Origin of the sequence: Paenibacillus hexagrammi (assembly GCF_021513275.1) — a bacterium.
In the GTDB taxonomy this organism is placed as follows: Bacteria; Bacillota; Bacilli; order Paenibacillales; family NBRC-103111; genus Paenibacillus_E; species Paenibacillus_E hexagrammi.
This window is the reverse complement of sequence record NZ_CP090978.1, coordinates 5,336,013-5,352,394: the sequence shown is the minus strand read 5'-3', so window position 1 is coordinate 5,352,394 and position 16,382 is coordinate 5,336,013. Positions and strand designations below refer to the sequence as shown.

The 16,382-nt window shown below is 54.2% G+C and carries 15 protein-coding genes and 2 pseudogenes; all 17 read left to right on the top strand.

Features of this window, described 5'->3' with window-relative positions; translation table 11 throughout:
* The first annotated feature begins 9 nt into the window (after positions 1-9).
* Positions 10-1,437, top strand: a complete 1,428-nt coding sequence (locus tag L0M14_RS24315) for an allantoinase (protein ID WP_235119054.1) — start codon at positions 10-12, stop codon at positions 1,435-1,437.
* Positions 1,430-2,713: an allantoate deiminase gene (gene allC, locus L0M14_RS24310; RefSeq protein ID WP_235119053.1), complete on the top strand. Its 1,284-nt coding sequence runs from the start codon at positions 1,430-1,432 to the stop codon at positions 2,711-2,713. The genes L0M14_RS24315 and allC overlap by 8 nt, the downstream gene beginning before the upstream one ends.
* Entirely contained in the window at positions 2,700-3,944 is a 1,245-nt protein-coding gene (locus tag L0M14_RS24305) for a pyridoxal-phosphate-dependent aminotransferase family protein (protein ID WP_235119052.1), read from the top strand. Before allC ends, L0M14_RS24305 begins: the two co-directional genes overlap by 14 nt.
* Positions 3,938-5,568, top strand: a pseudogene (ggt, locus tag L0M14_RS24300) (gamma-glutamyltransferase). Before L0M14_RS24305 ends, ggt begins: the two are co-directional and overlap by 7 nt.
* A 77-nt stretch (positions 5,569-5,645) precedes the next feature.
* Positions 5,646-5,930: an XdhC family protein gene (locus tag L0M14_RS24295; RefSeq protein ID WP_235119051.1), complete on the top strand. Its 285-nt coding sequence runs from the start codon at positions 5,646-5,648 to the stop codon at positions 5,928-5,930.
* Positions 5,931-5,950: 20 nt separating this feature from the next.
* Complete coding sequence (locus tag L0M14_RS24290; protein WP_235119050.1) at positions 5,951-6,634, top strand: XdhC family protein; 684 nt, start codon at positions 5,951-5,953, stop codon at positions 6,632-6,634.
* 6 nt (positions 6,635-6,640) lie between these two features.
* Complete coding sequence (locus tag L0M14_RS24285; protein WP_235119049.1) at positions 6,641-7,354, top strand: nucleotidyltransferase family protein; 714 nt, start codon at positions 6,641-6,643, stop codon at positions 7,352-7,354.
* 152 nt (positions 7,355-7,506) lie between these two features.
* A complete protein-coding gene (locus tag L0M14_RS24280) occupies positions 7,507-9,042 on the top strand; it encodes an ABC transporter ATP-binding protein (protein ID WP_235119048.1) in 1,536 nt (511 codons plus the stop codon).
* Positions 9,039-10,157: an ABC transporter permease gene (locus L0M14_RS24275; protein WP_235119047.1), complete on the top strand. Its 1,119-nt coding sequence runs from the start codon at positions 9,039-9,041 to the stop codon at positions 10,155-10,157. The genes L0M14_RS24280 and L0M14_RS24275 overlap by 4 nt, the downstream gene beginning before the upstream one ends.
* Before the next feature lie 22 nt (positions 10,158-10,179).
* Positions 10,180-10,428 (top strand): hypothetical protein, encoded by a 249-nt coding sequence (locus L0M14_RS24270; protein WP_235119046.1) that lies wholly within the window; start codon positions 10,180-10,182, stop codon positions 10,426-10,428.
* Positions 10,386-11,156 (top strand): ABC transporter permease, encoded by a 771-nt coding sequence (locus tag L0M14_RS24265; protein ID WP_235119045.1) that lies wholly within the window; start codon positions 10,386-10,388, stop codon positions 11,154-11,156. The genes L0M14_RS24270 and L0M14_RS24265 overlap by 43 nt, the downstream gene beginning before the upstream one ends.
* Positions 11,157-11,234: 78 nt before the next feature.
* Positions 11,235-12,068, top strand: a complete 834-nt coding sequence (locus tag L0M14_RS24260) for an FAD binding domain-containing protein (protein ID WP_235119044.1) — start codon at positions 11,235-11,237, stop codon at positions 12,066-12,068.
* Entirely contained in the window at positions 12,065-12,367 is a 303-nt protein-coding gene (locus L0M14_RS24255) for an FAD binding domain-containing protein (protein ID WP_235119043.1), read from the top strand. The genes L0M14_RS24260 and L0M14_RS24255 overlap by 4 nt, the downstream gene beginning before the upstream one ends.
* Positions 12,351-14,731, top strand: a pseudogene (gene pucD / locus L0M14_RS24250) (xanthine dehydrogenase subunit D). Before L0M14_RS24255 ends, pucD begins: the two are co-directional and overlap by 17 nt.
* Complete coding sequence (locus L0M14_RS24245) at positions 14,728-15,066, top strand: (2Fe-2S)-binding protein (RefSeq protein ID WP_311198773.1); 339 nt, start codon at positions 14,728-14,730, stop codon at positions 15,064-15,066. The pseudogene pucD and the gene L0M14_RS24245 overlap by 4 nt, the downstream one beginning before the upstream one ends.
* The gene (locus tag L0M14_RS31665; protein WP_311198772.1) at positions 15,060-15,230 is read left to right on the top strand and encodes a 2Fe-2S iron-sulfur cluster-binding protein; all 171 of its coding nucleotides are present in this window, start codon (positions 15,060-15,062) and stop codon (positions 15,228-15,230) included. Before L0M14_RS24245 ends, L0M14_RS31665 begins: the two co-directional genes overlap by 7 nt.
* The gene (locus L0M14_RS24240; protein ID WP_235119042.1) at positions 15,227-16,369 is read left to right on the top strand and encodes a BMP family ABC transporter substrate-binding protein; all 1,143 of its coding nucleotides are present in this window, start codon (positions 15,227-15,229) and stop codon (positions 16,367-16,369) included. Before L0M14_RS31665 ends, L0M14_RS24240 begins: the two co-directional genes overlap by 4 nt.
* Positions 16,370-16,382 lie beyond the last annotated feature (13 nt).

Genomic DNA, 16,382 nt, shown 5'->3' with positions numbered 1-16,382 from the left:
GGGAAGCGGATGGGGCAGTTTGAACAATCTGAACAATTTGAACAGTTTGAGTTGATCGTTCGCGGCGGTATGGTTGTGCTTTCAAATGAAGTGCGACCTGCAGATATTGGGATTAGAAACGGTAAAATTGCTGCAGTGGTAGATGATTTGACGAGCAGATCTCAAGCTGCTCAAGTCTATGATGCAAGTGGACTATATATTATGCCCGGGATGATCGATGCTCATGTTCACTTGAATGAGCCGGCACTCGGGCATTGGGAAGGATTTGAGACGGGGTCCGCTGCTCTGGCGGCAGGCGGATGCACAACCTATATCGATATGCCGCTGAACGGAGTTCCCCCGACTGTAAGGCTTGAGGCGCTAGAAAAGAAGCTAGCGTTGGCAGATGGGGTATCGGCTGTGGATTTTGCCCTGTGGGGAGGGCTGGTTCCGGGGAATGTGGAGCGACTGGCGGAGCTAGCGGAAGCCGGAGTCATCGGATTTAAAGCGTTCATGTCCTGCCCGGGAGGAGAAGGCGAGGATATCTTCGCTGAGGTTGACGAGCTGACGCTGTATGAGGGAATGAAGGAAATCGCGAGGCTCGGCAAGGTACTGGCGCTTCATGCAGAAAGCGAGCCGATCGTTTCCAAGCTGGCGAAGGAAGCTGTGGCTGCGGGCAAACGCGGTGCGATGGATTTTGTGAACTCACGGCCGGTGCTGGCAGAGCTGGAAGCGGTCAATAGAGCTTTATTCTTCGCAGAGCTTACAGGGTGTGCGCTCCATTTTGTCCACATCAGCAGCAGTGAAGCTGTCGAGCTGATCTCCAGCGCTAAAGCAAGGGGCATGAATGTAACGGTAGAAACGTGCCCGCATTACTTGACCCTGACATTGGAGGATGTCGTTCGGTTAGGGGCTGTAGCCAAATGTGCGCCGCCTTTGCGGAGCAGCGAAGAGCAGGAGCGTTTGTGGGCAGCGGTACGAGCGGGCAAGATCGACATCATTGCTTCTGACCACTCGCCGTGTCCGACCTCTATGAAAGACGGAGACATGTTTGAGGCATGGGGAGGCATATCCGGCGCTCAGAGCTCGCTAGAATTGATGCTGGATGAAGGCCATGTGCGTAGAGGCATTCCGCTGCCGGAGCTGTCGAAATGGCTGTCGCTCAATCCGGCCAAGCGGTTTGGGCTTTACCCCCGCAAGGGAGAAATCGCCATCGGGATGGAGGCGGATTTGGCCATCATTGATATGGGTGAATCCTACACGCTAGCTTCCAGCGATTTGCTCCAGAGGCATAAGCACAGTCCTTATATCGGCAGGTCCCTCGGATGCAGAGTGAAAGCTACGATGGTTCGCGGGAATGTGGTTTATGAGCAAAAGCCGGACGGCGTGAAATTGACTGCGAGAACCGGCAGATGGATTCGTTACGATGAAGGGAATGGAGGGAAATTGTATGGTTAAAATGGCCCCGGATTCGTTTCATCTGTTAACGCTGTATTCCGATAAGCTGCACAGTGTGATCGATTGGCTGGCGGGCTACGGCACAGACCCGGAAGGCGGAATCACCCGCCTATTATATACAAGACCCTGGCTGCAGGCGCAGCAGGCGCTTGCTGCGAAGATGCAGCAATTCGGACTTGAGGCTTCTTTCGACCCCGTTGGAAATTTATACGGCAGGTTGGAAGGCACGAATACAGACTTGAAACCGGTACTAACCGGATCACATATCGACACGGTCAAAAATGCCGGGAAGCTTGATGGTGCTTACGGCATTGTTGCCGGGCTGTTGGCGTTGGCGTTTTTAAAGTCGGCTTACGGTACGCCGAAGCGAACATTGGAAGTAGTCTCTCTGTGCGAGGAAGAAGGCAGCCGCTTTCCCTTAGCCTACTGGGGATCCGGGAACGTCACCGGAGTGATGTCACTAAGCGATGCAGAAGGCAAAGTAGACATCGACGGCGTCTCGCTCAAGGATGCGATGGAAGCGGTGGGATTTGGGGCGTCCTCGTTGGCCGGGTGTAAGCGTGAGGATTTGGAAGCTTACATCGAGCTTCATATTGAGCAGGGAGCTGTTCTGGAGCGCATGGGTAAGCAGATCGGCGTTGTAACGGGGATTGTCGGGCAGAAGCGATATACGATCCGCCTCGAAGGGACGGCCAATCATGCAGGGACGACACCGATGAAATGGCGTTACGACGCTTTGGTCGGAGCAGCGGAGATGGCGGTGCTGGTAGAAAGCATGGCGCTGCAGGAGGGTGAACCCCTCGTAGCAACCGTAGGCAGATTCGAGGTGAAGCCAGGCACACCGAATGTGGTGCCCGGTGAGGTGGACATGACACTGGATGTCCGTCATACCGATGAGGAGAAGATGAACACATTCTCGGCGGATGCCCTCGCGAGGATGAAGCAAATCGCGGAGAAGCGAGGCTTGTGCATCACGATTCAGGAACGGCTGCATGTCCCTCCGGTGGGGATGAACGAAGGAATTATGAAGGGCATCGAAGCGGTCTGCGAATCGTATGAGCTGGCTTCGATGCGGATCGCCAGCGGCGCAGGGCACGATGCACAGCTGTTCGCGGAATGCTGCAAGGCGGCGATGATTTTCGTGCCAAGTCGTTCGGGCATCAGTCATAATCCGCAGGAATATACGGCACCTGAGGATTTGGAAGCAGGATTTCAAACGCTGGTCCATCTACTATATGAATACGGCTACGGAGGAAAAGCGGATGAAAGCTTATAAGGATCTAGCCCCATCTTTACGTACGATTATGACGCCGGGACCTGTCGAGGTGGACCCTCGCGTGCTGCGCGCGATGTCCTATCCGATACTTGGTCAATTCGACCCGGAATTCACAGATATGATGAATGAGACCATGGAAATGCTGCGGGAGCTGTTTCAAACCGGGAACCGCTGGTGTTACCCGATCGACGGCACATCGCGCTCAGGCATTGAAGCGGTGCTGGTCAGTGTTATCGAGCCGGGGGATAAAGTACTCGTGCCGATCTACGGGCGGTTTGGGAATCTGCTCGTTGAAATTGCTGAACGCTGCGGCGCGGAGGTTGTCATCATCGAACGCGAATGGGGAGGCGTATTCAGCCAGGGGGAGATTGCCGAAGCTATTCGAAGAGAACGGCCGCAAATCGTAGCGATGGTTCATGGAGAAACTTCAACCGGTTGTATCCAGCCGCTGGAGGGAATTGGAGCGATATGCCGTGAATTAGATGCACTGCTGGTCATAGACGCTGTCGCCACCATCGGGGGCGTGCCCGTGGAGACGGACGCCTGGCAGCTGGATGCGGTGATTGGCGGCACACAGAAGTGCCTGTCGGTTCCCGCAGGGATGTCGCCCATCACCTACAATGAGCGCGTAGAAGCGAAGATATTGCAAAGGAAGTCCATCGAGAGAGGATTGCAGGATAAAAACACGCCAGCAAGCGCAAAGAGAAAGGTGCGCAGCAATTATTTTGACCTCGGCCAGCTGCAGGACTACTGGAGTCCGGCGAGGTTGAACCATCACACGGAAGCGACTTCGATGCTTTACGCGCTGCGCGAGGGGGTGCGATTGGTGCTGGAGGAGGGGCTTCAGCAGCGTTTTGCCAGACATAAGCTCCATGAAGCGGCACTTGTCTCAGGTTTATGCGCGATGGGGCTTACCTTGTATGGAGACGCCACGTGCAAGCTGCCGGTGGTCACCTGCATCCGCATTCCGGATCACGTGATGGGGGAATCTGTACGTTCCATGCTGCTGCAATACTTCGGCATCGAGATTGCCAGCTCCTTCGGTCCTTTGAAAGGGCAGATTTGGCGAATTGGAACGATGGGCTTCAGCTGCAACCAAAAGAACGTGCTGCACGTCCTCGGTGCGTTGGAGGCTGTTCTTATCTGGCATGGCGTTGATCTTCCCGCAGGCAAAGCCGTTCAAGCCGCACTCGCGTCCTATGCGGAAAAGAAGGAGGAATTCACATGCTGAACATAATGCCGCGCTCCGAGCGGGGAATGGTGACTTCTCCCCATTATTTGGCCAGTCATGTGGGCAGTCGGATTTTGCAGCTAGGCGGAAATGCGTTTGACGCTTCGATTGCAGTCAGCGCTGCGCTCGGCGTCGTGTATCCGCATATGACGGGACTAGGCGGTGATGCTTTCTTTCTCATTTATCATAGCGCATCCGGTAAATATATTGGTTTTAATGGAAGTGGACGATCTGCGGCCTTGGCACAGCCGGAATTTTATAAGAACCAGGGAATGGATTCCATTCCTCAGCGAGGAATTTTAAGCGCGATTACGGTTCCGGGCATGGTCGATGCATGGTGGAGCGTGTGGTCGGAGTACGGACGGCTTGCATGGGACCAGCTGTTGGAGCCTGCCATCCAATATGCGGAGCAGGGCTTTCCCATCTCGAGAAATCTCGTATTCTGGATGAAAAAAATGAAGCCTTGATTCGAGCCTCAGTGGCATTAAGCGACATGTATATCGCCGCAGGATCCTCAAACCGCTCTGGACGGAACATCAAAGATGGTGAATTGCTTCGGGAAGGAGAAAGGCTTATCCAGCCGAAGCTGGCCCAGACGCTCCGCAAGCTGCAAAGCGGCGGTAGAGATGCATTTTACCGAGGAGAAGTGATGGCTACTCTGACCAAAGCGATCGAGGAGGATGGGGGGCTGCTTCGGGAAGAGGATTTTCTCCGTCATGCGGGCGAGTGGGTGGAGCCTGTCTCTACAAGCTACCGGGACTACGATGTCTATCAAATGCCTCCCAACTCACAAGGCTTTACAGCACTGATGATGCTGAACATGCTGGAGCAGGTGGAGGTCGCTGCAATCCCCCGCGTTTCCGCTCACTTTTATCATGTGATGTGTGAAGTGGTGAAGAAGGCGTTCCGCGATCGAGACCGCTATTTGACTGACCCCGATTTCCGTGAAATTCCTCTAAATACATTGCTTTCGAAAAAATATGGACGCCGCCTCTGGAAAGAAATCCAGGCTTCGCAGCTGCAAGCAGCTCCGTATTTGTCGCCTGCCATTGGGCAGGACACCGCTTATGCGGCTGTCGCCGATGAGGAGGGCAATGCCGTGTCGTTCATTCAAAGCTTGTACTTTGATTTTGGCTCCGCTTATGTGCCTGGAGATACAGGTATCATTTTGCAAAATAGAGGATCTTTCTTCTCCTTGGATCCGCAGTGCGCGAACGCGCTCGAGCCTGGAAAGAGGTCGTTTCATACCCTAATGCCGGGAATGGTTGCAAAAGCAGGTAAGCCCTACATGCTAGTCGGCACGCAGGGCGGGGAGGGCCAGCCTCAGACGCAGCTGTCCGTTTTGACGGGAGTGCTGGACTACGGGCTGACGATTCAGGAAGCGATCAACTTACCCCGTTGGGTATATGGACGCACCTGGGGGGAAGACGGAGATACACTGAAGCTGGAGCATCGCTTGGATGCGGAAACGTATAAAAGTCTGCAGGGCTGGGGGCATAAGGTGGAGCCGGTGAACAGCTGGGACGGCATTATGGGCCAGGCGCAGGGAATTATCATCGACGAATCCGGCATGATGAGCGGTGCTGCTGATCCGAGAGGTGACGGCATGGCCATTGGCTGGTAGCAGGCAGTTGGGGCTTGCAGCGTAAGTGTTGGCGTACGCGTGACACATGAGGTTGCAGAGGAAAGGAGCGGGCGGGAATGGATGTCTATGATATTCTGTCGGAGGTGGCAAGGCATGATGAGCCTTCTGTGCTTGCTACGGTGATTTATGTAGAGGGCCATGCTTATCGGAAGGCTGGAGCCATGATGCTTCTTCGTCTGGACGGCACTTCATCCGGCAGCATCAGTCCGGGCTGTCTGGAGGCGGATTTATTCGAATATGTTCCAGCTGTGTGGGATTCGAAGCGAACGCAGGTTGTCGAGTATGACATGCGCCCTGCAGATGATTTCGGCTGGGGGAGACGATTGGCTGCGGGGGATTAATCCGGGTACTGCTGGAACCGATGACAGATGAGCTAAGAGCGAATCTGATTGCAGTAAAAGGTATATTGGAGCGCGGCGAATCCATCTATCTTCATAGAACCATTGCTGAGCAGGTGCGCTACAAGCTGCAAACAGCGGACCGAATGGATACCGTAACCCGCCACGATCCTCTCTCCGTGTATGCGTATTTGTTTACACCTCAGCCGAGGCTCATTATTTTTGGCGCTAATCAGGATGCGGGGCCGCTGGCTCAACTTGCTTACAGCACAGGCTTTCGAGTGATTGTGGCGGACTGGCGCCAAGGACTGTGCGAAAATGAATGGTTCGCAGGCATCGAGACCGTATGTGAGTTCCCTGACAAGCTGGGCGACGAGCTTCAGTTGACCGAAAGCGACTTTGTCATTGTCATGAGCCATCAGTTCCAGAGGGATCAAGAATTTCTCCGGGCCTTAGCGGGTGTACCGCTGAGGTACTTGGGCATTATGGGATCAACGGCAAGAACAGAAGCGCTGCTGGAAGGACTTTCGAAGCCGGAATGGCTTCACTACCCCGTTGGGGAGCGGATTGGCTCTGAAGGTCCGATGGAGAATGCGATTAGCATCATGGCCCAGTTGATCGCGATCAAGCGGGGCGTGCACAAGGGGAAGGCTAGGAGCAATTCTCTCCGTGAAAGCCGCGGTCTGGAATCGCTGGGCGGCTGGTGACCCGCCATGAAGCCTAAGCTGGTTGGTCTTTATATGGCGGCGGGAAGCAGCAGGCGGATGGGAGAACCCAAGCTGTCGCTGGACGTATTGAATGGAGCGAAGCTCGGCGGTATTGCTTTGATGACGGCGCTAAGGTCCGAACTGGATCATGTTATCGTCGTTGTAAGCGGGGAGAGAGAGGGTAAGGGCAAGGGCGAGGGAGAGGACAAGGACAAGGACAAGGACAAGGACACGAACAAGGACAAGGGCGGAAGGCCGGACTGGATTCCTGTGGCTGCCCTGCCTCACATCCGTTCCGGGCGCTGCCGGATTGAGGTAAGTGCGGATTCGCACTTGGGGATGGCTCATTCTTTACGTACGGGGTTAGAGGCTGCAGAGGGGCTGGCTGCTGATGGCGTCCTGATTCTGCTTGCGGATCAGCCGCTGGTCGACGCGGCGATGATCCATCGTCTTATCGAGAAATTTGTGTCGGAGCCTGGGCTGGATTATGCGGCATCATGTGATCAAGGGACTCCCAAGCCGCCGGTGCTGCTCGGCAAGAGGATGTTTGGCGCGATTGCTATGCTTCAGGGAGACATCGGAGCGAGAACTTTATTTCAAACGTCCTCGTATCGGGGTGTTCATATCGATAACTCTGTTGCGGAGCATTTTGTGGATATTGATACCCCAGAGGACTATGAAGCTTTTAAGAGGAATAGATGTATATGTAATGAAATATGACATAAAAAACGCGAAACAGTGCACTCATGACAATGATGCATTGTTTTTTTATATGAAAAAACAAAATGATGTTATGTTAATTGACGCAAAATAAGGATTTTATATATAGTAAGCTTAATTATTCAACGGAACATGGACTGCGGGGGATGGATATGGAGGCTGCCTATTCAGTTGAAATGAAACAAATTGTAAAACGATTCGGAGGGGTAACGGCTAACGACCATGTTGATTTTGCCGCCAAGAGCGGGGAGATTCATGCTCTATTAGGGGAGAACGGTGCAGGGAAAAGCACCATCATGAGCATTCTCTCCGGTCTCTATAAAGCGGATCAAGGCGAGATTCTGCTGCATGGGGCACCTGCCAAAATCGGTTCGCCCAAAGCTTCCATGGCACATGGAATCGCGATCGTGTATCAGCAGTTTCGTTTGGTGCAGAAGATGACGGCGCTCGAGAATATCATTCTTTCGGAAAGGGGAGCATTCTGGCACGGTAAGTCCTGGCGGCAAAAGAAACGCGAGCAGATTGATTATACGGCGAAAACCTATGGACTGGACGTGAATCTGGACCGCCCGGTTTGGCAGATGTCCGTTGGGGAGCAGCAGCGCATTGAAATTTTAAAAACACTGTATCGCGGGGCGGATATCATTCTTCTCGATGAACCTACGGCGGTACTAACGCCGGCGGAGGCCGAGAGACTGTACGAGACGCTGGGCCGCATGAAGGAGCAGGGCAAGACAATTGTGGTATCTACGCACAAGCTGAAGGAAGTCATGAGCGCAGCGGACCGCATTTCGGTGATGCGGAAGGGCAAGATGATTCGCACCATGCTGAGGGGTCAAACGAGCGCAGTCGAACTGGCCGGTCTCATGGTGGATAAATCGATGACGGCTGAGCCTTCTTCAGCAGAACGCAAATCACCGGGTGAGGCGCTGCTGCAAGTGAAAGGATTAACAGCTAACGGGGATCACGGCCACATGGCGCTGAAGACCGTTGAGTTTTCGGTCCGCAAGGGCGAGATCGTTGGAGTTGCCGGCGTTGCGGGTAACGGCCAAAAGGAACTCGCCGAGGTGCTGACCGGACTGCGGCCGCAAGTAAGCGGAACGATTGAGCTGCAAGGTGAACAGATCGAGCACAAATCAGTTCGTCAGAGAATTGATCGGGGGATGGCTCATGTGCCGGAAAACCGAATGAAGACAGGTCTGGCGGGCAGCTTGGGCGGCGTGGATAATCTGCTGCTCAAGTCGTACCGAACAGCGGAGAGAAGCCGATTCGGTATGATGCGCTCCGGCAACAATCAAGCCTGGGCCGCACAGCTGGTGGAACAATTTGATGTAAAAACGCCGGGCATTCATGCTCCCGTGCAGCAGCTATCCGGCGGCAATCAGCAGAAGCTGGTGTTCGCCAGAGAGGTTGCACAGAATCCGGCCTTCATGGTCGCGATGCATCCGACACAAGGACTTGATATCGGAGCTGCCGCAGCTGTGCAGCATCTCCTCCTGGATCTGCGCAGAAGGGGCAGCGGCGTACTGCTCATCTCCGAGGATTTGGATGAACTGCTGCATATATCGGATCGGATTCTTGTCATATACAGCGGTGAGATCCTTGGAAGCTTTACTAGAGAAGAAGCGGACCGGGAACGTATCGGATTATGCATGGCGGGCATTCTTACGGAGGAGGAAGTGGTATGAAGGAAAAGCTGCTGACAGCTCCGCCGGTCACAGGCGGTACGCACGTAAGTCAAGGACGCCTGCCCTTCCGACTGGTACGCCAGAGTACAGGACGCAGTCCTTGGTGGATTCCGATTGCCTCTGTTGTGCTCGCTCTGCTCTTTTGCGCTTTGTTTCTAGCATGGAACGGCATGAATCCTTTGATTGTATACAGCAAAATGTTTCAAGGAGCCTTCGGCTCTAAATATGGCTGGAGCGAAACGCTAGTCAAAGCCATACCGCTGCTGCTCTGTGGGATTGGAGTTGCGGTCGCTTACCGAATCCATGTATGGAATATCGGTGCGGAAGGACAGTTTGTAGCCGGCGCTATCGCAGCGACAGCTGTAACGGTGTATGCACCGGGGCTGCCTGGCTCGATTGCTATCCCTCTTATGCTAGTGGCTGGAATTGCAGCGGGAGCCCTGTGGGGACTTCTTACAGCGATCCCTAAGGTCTATTTTCAGGTGAACGAACTGATTACATCCTTGATGCTTAACTACATTGCGTTATCTGTCTTGGATTTCGTCGTATTCGGTCCTTGGAAAGATCCGAAAGGGTTTAATTTTCCGGGAACGCCCATGTTTACGCCGGGGGAACAGCTGCTTACTTTTTTCGGAACAAGGGTTCACTTGGGGCTCATATATGGTCTTCTAGCCGTGCTGCTGTTCGCATTTATCGTCTACCGCACAAAATGGGGCTATGAATGGAAGCTGCTCGGTTCCAATCCTCACGCTGCCGAATATGCGGGAATTCGAATCAAGAAGCATGTACTGTTGGTGATGCTGATCAGCGGCGGAGTGGCAGGACTTGCGGGCATGTGTGAAGTGTCCGGAGTGGCGCATCGGCTTCTGTATGGAATTTCACCTGGATATGGATATACGGCGATTATTGTTGCTTGCTTGGCCAAATTAAATCCATTCGGCATGATTCTCTCTTCCATTTTGTTCGGCGGGTTACTTGTAGGCGGGTACAGCGTGCAGTCGATTGGGCTGCCGCCTTCTATGTCCTTGATGCTCCAAGGTGCGATTCTATTCTTCGTCATTGGCGGCGAGCAGCTTAGTCGGTATCGATTGGTGACGAGAAAGAGGGACGGCTAGCGGTCGTGAGGGTGATTCAAATATGAACTTTACCACAACATTATTGATAGCAGCTATTACGGCAGGAACGCCGATTCTGTTTGCTGTGCTAGGCGGCATTCTATCTGAGAAGTCGGGCGTTATCCACTTGGGAGCCGAGGGCTTAATGCTGGTGGGGGCTGTGCTGGCCTGCTCGATCTATTTGCAAACCGGCAGCTTGCTGCTCGCTGTGCTGGCTGCTCGATCTATTTGCAAACCGGCAGCTTGCTGCTCGCTGTGCTGGCTGCTCTAGCTGTAAGCGGTGTGCTCGGTTTGCTGCATGCCTACTTGACCGTCACGCTGGGTGTCAACCAGGTTATTAGCGGTCTGGCGATGACCTTGTTTGGAACAGGGCTGAGTGCTTATATCGGTAAGCCGATTGCGGGACACCCGATTGCAGGCGCCGTCCCCAAATGGCATATCGCCTGGTTGGACTCCATTCCTTTGATTGGTCCGGTATTCGCCCATCTGGATGTGCTCATTTGGTGCAGCTTTGCTCTTGCGATTCTCATTTATCTGTTCATGTACAGAACGTCATGGGGACTTAAGCTCAAAGCCATCGGAGAGAGTCCAGGGACGGCGGATGCCATGGGGGTTTCGGTAGCGGGAGGTAGATACCTTTACGTGACACTAGGCTCCATGCTGATGGGAATGGCTGGTGCGTACTTGATCCTTGCGTATACCCCTAGCTGGATCGAAGGCATGACGGCGGGGCGGGGGTGGATTGCTGTAGCGCTTGTCATTTTTGCCAGATGGAATCCGCTGCGCGCGTTAATCTGCGCATATTTCTTTGGTGGCCTGGATGCGCTGGGATTCCGTATTCAATTACTGGATCATGCGATTCCTTCTTCGCTTTTAAAAATGCTGCCTTATATCATCACGATTGCGGTCTTGATGGTCGAAGGCTGGAGAAATAAAGATAAGCCGTCTGCAAGCCCGGCAGCGTTAGGAATTCCTTACGAGAGGGAAAAGCGGATGTAAGTATCTGAGACTATCGGTAAGGGGCTTCGAAAAACTGAACGGATGTAATCAGCTTATGCATATAAGGAGGTGCAGCCGATGTCGGTACAACCTAAGGAGATTCCGCAGCAGGAACCGATGGTGTGGCAGCCTGCCAGCGCGGAAGAAGCGGTTCTGTTAAAGCGCAAGCTGGGAGATCAAGCGGTTATCGTTGCAGGCGGGACCTGGCTTCGTGTCAGGTGGGAGAACGGGCTGCAAGCGATAGCCCCGCATCTGATCAGCTTGGGGAGCATCCCGTCATTATCCGCCGTGAGTATCGATCAGTCGGGTGGTGTGTCCGTCGGAGCTATGACGGTATTGTCGGATGTCTCCTCCCACAAGATGATCCAGCGTCAATTTCCTCTGCTTGTTAAAGCCTGCGGTGAAATTGCAGCGCCGTCTATTCGCAATCTGGCTTCCATTGGGGGCAATATCATGTCGCGAACCGGCGATATCATTCCGGCCCTGCTTGTTCTGAATGCCGGTGTTCGTGTGACGGATGGGAATGCGGAGCGAAGCGTACAGCTTGAGGAGTGGCTGGGAGCGGGTGCTGGGTCGGGGTCGGAATCAGGCACAAGCTCAGGCACAGGCTCAGGCACAAGCTCAAGTCCAAGCTCAGGCACGGGCTCAGGCACAAGCTCAAGTCCAAGCTCAGGCACGGGCTCAGGCACAAGCTCAAGTCCAAGCTCAGGCACAAGCTCAAACCCAAACCCAAACCCAAACCCAAACCCAAACCCAAACCCAAACCCAAACCCAAACCCAAACCCAAACCCAAACTCAGACCCAGGCGGGGGACTGCTCATGGGGATCTTGCTTCAACCTATGGGGGAAACCCAACCTATGACTTTTACATCAAAGTGGGGCGTCGAGAGGCATTTACACCTTCTGTCGTGACGATCGCAGGTCGGGTTCAACTAGAGGTTGATGGCCGAATCGTTGCAGCTGCTTTGGCCGCAGGCGGGGGTCCCACGTTACCAGTCAGACTTCATGCTGCCGAGCGGATGTTGGCGAATCAGCTGGTTACCAAATCACTGCTTAAAGAAGTACACAGCGTGGTTATGAACGAATTTCAAGCGATAGCGGATGATTATGCCAGTGTTCACTACCGGAAGATGACGGCGGCGAACCTCTTAGTCTCTGAAATCTATCAAGCATGGCGCAAGGGAGGTGACTGTCATGTTGGTCAACCGTGAGAATTATGCAGAACGTTGGATCGTCAGGCCCGATGGGGAAGATAAAGTAACGGGACGGCTCCAATATTTGACCGACATGACGGTGGACGGGAATTTGCATGGCAAGGTGCTGCGCAGCCGACATGCCCATGCCTGGATCCTGTCGATTGATACCTCGAAGGCAGAGGCACTTCCCGGTGTGCGGGCCGTGCTGACGGCAAAGGATATCCCGGGTATGAACCTGTTCGGTATCGCCTTCCCTCATCAGCCGGTATTATGCAGCGATAGGGTGCGGTATGTCGGCGATGCTGTAGCGGCCGTAGCGGCGGATACGGAAGAGATGGCCGAAGCTGCGTTGGAATTAATCGAAGTAGTATATGAACCTCTTCCTGTTGTAGATGATCCTGAAACGGCGCTGGATGAAAGCACACCAAAGCTTCATCCCGAAGGAAACCTGCTCCATGAAACGAGTATACAGCGGGGAGATGTGGAGACAGCCTTTGCGGCATGTGCTCATATCGTCGAAGAAACCTACTACACGCCGAGGCAGATGCACACGTACATGGAAACGGAAGGCGGACTCTTCGTCCCGGAAAAGGACGGCAGGCTCACTGTATATTCTCCGACACAGCATGGATACAAGGATCGTATGCAGCTATCGCGAATTCTGGCGATGCCGGAAGAGGCGATTCGGGTTATATCGAGTCCCATCGGAGGCTCGTTCGGCGGCAAGGATGAGCTCAATGTCCAGCCCTTTGGGGCGCTGCTAGCACTCAAGACGGGAGTCGCGGTGAAAATGCATAATTCTCGCCGGGAGTCGGTCATTGCCGGCATCAAGCGTCACCCGATGCGGATCGCCATGAAGACGGGGGCGGATGCGGAGGGGCGGATTCTGGCTCATCAAGTGCGCATCCTAGCGGATACAGGGGCCTATGCGACTTTAGGTCGTGAGGTGCTGAACTTCGCCACCGAGCATGCGGTGGGACCCTATCTCATCGCGAATGTGGATGTGCGGGGAACCAGCGTGTACACGAACAATGGCGTATCGGGAGAGTTTCGTGGATTCGGCGGAAATCAAGTCATATACGCTGTCGAAGGACAAATCGAGCGGTTAGCCGAGAAGCTCGGCCTCGATTCCTGGCAGCTGCGGAAGCTGAACCTGCGGCGCAAGGACGATCCGGGTCCTTTGGACCAACGGATCGTAGGGACAGATGGCGCGGAGCAGGTATGGGCGAAGCTGATGGAATCTCCGCTGTGGGTGAAGCGCTCATGCAGCTGGCAAGGTGAGACGCCATGGATCCGCAAGGGCGTCGGGTCCGCGATCGTGATGCACGGAGCGGGTCTCGGCTTCGGCATCCCGGATCATTCCGGGGGGCGGCTTGAGTTGACGCCGGATGGGAAGATTCAGGCGTCATTCGGCTTCGAAGAGTTCGGGCAGGGGCTGTACGCGGCATTGACGTTAATGCTGCGCGATTTTTTCGGATGCAGCGATGGGGATATCCGCATCGTGATCGGGGACACGGACCGCGTGCCGGTCTGCGGCTCCAGCACGGCTTCGCGGGCTACGACGATGATGTGGCGGGCGCTCATGCGGCTGAGGCCTGCTTTTGTCACCGCAATTGTGAACCGCGCTTCCTTAATTTGCGGCATTCCGGCGGAAGAGCTGGTAACCGGGCCGGGTGGTGTGTATCGGAAAGACGGTGTCTGTCGGAAAGAGAGTGTGTACCGGAAGGAGGGTGCCTATCGGAAAGAGAGTGTGTACCGGAAAGGTGCTATCGATGCTGTCTACAGGCATCCCAAGGATGCGCCTGTCATCACCTATCAGGCGCTTGCGGAAGCTGCTGTGGCGGCATCGCAACCGATACGATCAGAGACAAAATTCGATTATCCGACTACCCCGGATGCTCTGATCGGAGCCCATTATTTATATTCCTACGCCTCCGTCATAGTAGAAGTTGAAGTGAATCTGCTTTCGGGTCGAGTGAAGGTACTCCAGACGGATCATGTCATCGCTGCCGGACCGGTCGTGAACCCGATGGGCTATTTAGGCCAAATCGAGGGGGAAGCGTCATGGCGCTCGGGTACACACTGACCGAAGACGCCGTGATGAAGGGAGGCGAATATGTCCGGCGCAATCTGGACACGTATCTGATTCCGACCTTCAAGGATGCGCCGCCCATCATCAGAGTCGATGCCATCGAAGACCTCCCCGAAGGCGACGCATTCGGCCCGCGCGGGGTCGGTGAAATCGGCTCCGTAGGTTTAGCTGCTGCGGTTGCGGCGGCTGTGAGAAAGGCAACGGGAACTTGGGTCAGCAAGCTGCCGGTCGCTCCTGAGGAGATCGTGCAATCCATAGACTGGCTGGAGGGGGCGGAGTGTTTATGACACCTAGGACGCATACGTCTTTCGTGCTGAACTGCACAATAAATGGAAAGCCGGTTTCTCTACCGGTTACCGCATCCAAGAGGATGACGGACATTTTGCGGGATGATCTGGGGCTGACGGGAACCAAGGTGGCCTGTGAGGTCGGACGCTGCGGAGCCTGTATGGTGCTGATGGACAATAAACCGGTGAACGCCTGCCTGCTCATGGCTTACCAAGCTTCAGGCAAGAGCCTGGTTACGATAGAGGGGGTGTCCGGTAACGGACTTCACCCGATTCAAGAAGCGATGCTGGAGGAAGGGGGCTGCAATGCGGTTACTGCACAGCAGGTATGGTGATGAGCTTGACCGCGCTATGGAAGGTGAATGCATCTCCGACAAGAGAGCAAACGGAAGAAGCATTATGCGGCAATTTGTGCAGGTGCACGGGATATGAAGGGATATTACGGGCCGTAGAGAGATGTGGTTTGTCGATAAGCGGAGGGGAGAAAAGATCCATATGAAAAAAATGATGCTTTCCATAACAGCACTTATGCTCCTGTTAGTTACGGCATGTTCCCAGGAATCGGCACAGCCGAAAAGCGAGGCTTCGCCATCCGCAGCGCCTGCTGCATCGGCGGAGGCCTCGGCAGCCCCTCAAGCGGAGAAAAAGCTGCCTAGAGTTGCTTTCGTCTACATCGGGGTTCCCGGTGATGGCGGTTGGACGTATGAGCATGACCAAGGCAGATTGATGATGGAGAAAGAGCTCGGCATTAAGTCGACAACCGTAGAGAATGTGCCGGAAGGCGCGGATGCGGAGCGTGTGTTTGAGGAGCTGGCTCAGAAGAACGACGTCGTCATTGGTACCTCCTTTGGCTACATGGACCCGATGTACAATGTCGCGCAAAAATATCCGAACGTGAAATTTCTTCACGCCACCGGCTACAAAACCTTGCCGAATATGGGCACCTACATGGGCCGTGAATATCAAAGCGCCTACCTGGTTGGTATGGCTGCGGGCAAATTAACGAAAAACAACCATCTGGGCTACGTGGGCGCCTACCCGATTCCAGAAGTTATTTATACCATTAATGCATTCACCTTAGGCGCGCAGAGCACAAATCCGAACATTGACGTATCGGTGGTCTGGAGCAACACGTGGTTTGATCCGGCAACAGAGAAGCAGGCTGCGACGAGTCTTTTGGATAAAGGTGTAGACGTATTGGCTGCGTATCAGGATTCCCCGGCAAGCATCCAAGCAGCGGCAGAACGCGGCGTCTGGGGGATCGGCAACGACTCCGATATGGGGAAATATGCGCCGGACACGTACATCTCCAATCCAAAATGGAACTGGGGACCTTACTATACGCAAACCATAAAGGCCATTATGGACGGCACTTGGAAATCCGAATCTTACTTGGGCAGCATGAAGGACGGCATCACGACAACTGCTCCTTTTGGCAAAAATGTTCCGCAAGACGTCAAAGATCTGGTAGAGAAGAAGAAGCAAGAAATTATCGACGGCACCTTCGATGTATTCCAAGGCCCGATTACCGACCAGGACGGCAAAATACGTCTAGAGGCGGGCAAGAAAATGACGGATGAAGAGATTTTGAATACGAATTGGTTCGTAAAAGGGATTGTGGGTACGATTCCTAAATAAAGCCCGAAAGGAA

Coding starts and splice junctions, on each gene's coding strand:
- L0M14_RS24315 (WP_235119054.1), top strand. CDS start 10: ATGGGGCAGTTTGAACAATCTGAACAATTTGAACAGTTTGAGTTGATC.
- allC (WP_235119053.1), top strand. CDS start 1,430: ATGGTTAAAATGGCCCCGGATTCGTTTCATCTGTTAACGCTGTATTCC.
- L0M14_RS24305 (WP_235119052.1), top strand. CDS start 2,700: ATGAAAGCTTATAAGGATCTAGCCCCATCTTTACGTACGATTATGACG.
- L0M14_RS24295 (WP_235119051.1), top strand. CDS start 5,646: ATGGATGTCTATGATATTCTGTCGGAGGTGGCAAGGCATGATGAGCCT.
- L0M14_RS24290 (WP_235119050.1), top strand. CDS start 5,951: ATGACAGATGAGCTAAGAGCGAATCTGATTGCAGTAAAAGGTATATTG.
- L0M14_RS24285 (WP_235119049.1), top strand. CDS start 6,641: ATGAAGCCTAAGCTGGTTGGTCTTTATATGGCGGCGGGAAGCAGCAGG.
- L0M14_RS24280 (WP_235119048.1), top strand. CDS start 7,507: ATGGAGGCTGCCTATTCAGTTGAAATGAAACAAATTGTAAAACGATTC.
- L0M14_RS24275 (WP_235119047.1), top strand. CDS start 9,039: ATGAAGGAAAAGCTGCTGACAGCTCCGCCGGTCACAGGCGGTACGCAC.
- L0M14_RS24270 (WP_235119046.1), top strand. CDS start 10,180: ATGAACTTTACCACAACATTATTGATAGCAGCTATTACGGCAGGAACG.
- L0M14_RS24260 (WP_235119044.1), top strand. CDS start 11,235: ATGTCGGTACAACCTAAGGAGATTCCGCAGCAGGAACCGATGGTGTGG.
- L0M14_RS24245 (WP_311198773.1), top strand. CDS start 14,728: ATGACACCTAGGACGCATACGTCTTTCGTGCTGAACTGCACAATAAAT.
- L0M14_RS31665 (WP_311198772.1), top strand. CDS start 15,060: ATGGTGATGAGCTTGACCGCGCTATGGAAGGTGAATGCATCTCCGACA.
- L0M14_RS24240 (WP_235119042.1), top strand. CDS start 15,227: ATGAAAAAAATGATGCTTTCCATAACAGCACTTATGCTCCTGTTAGTT.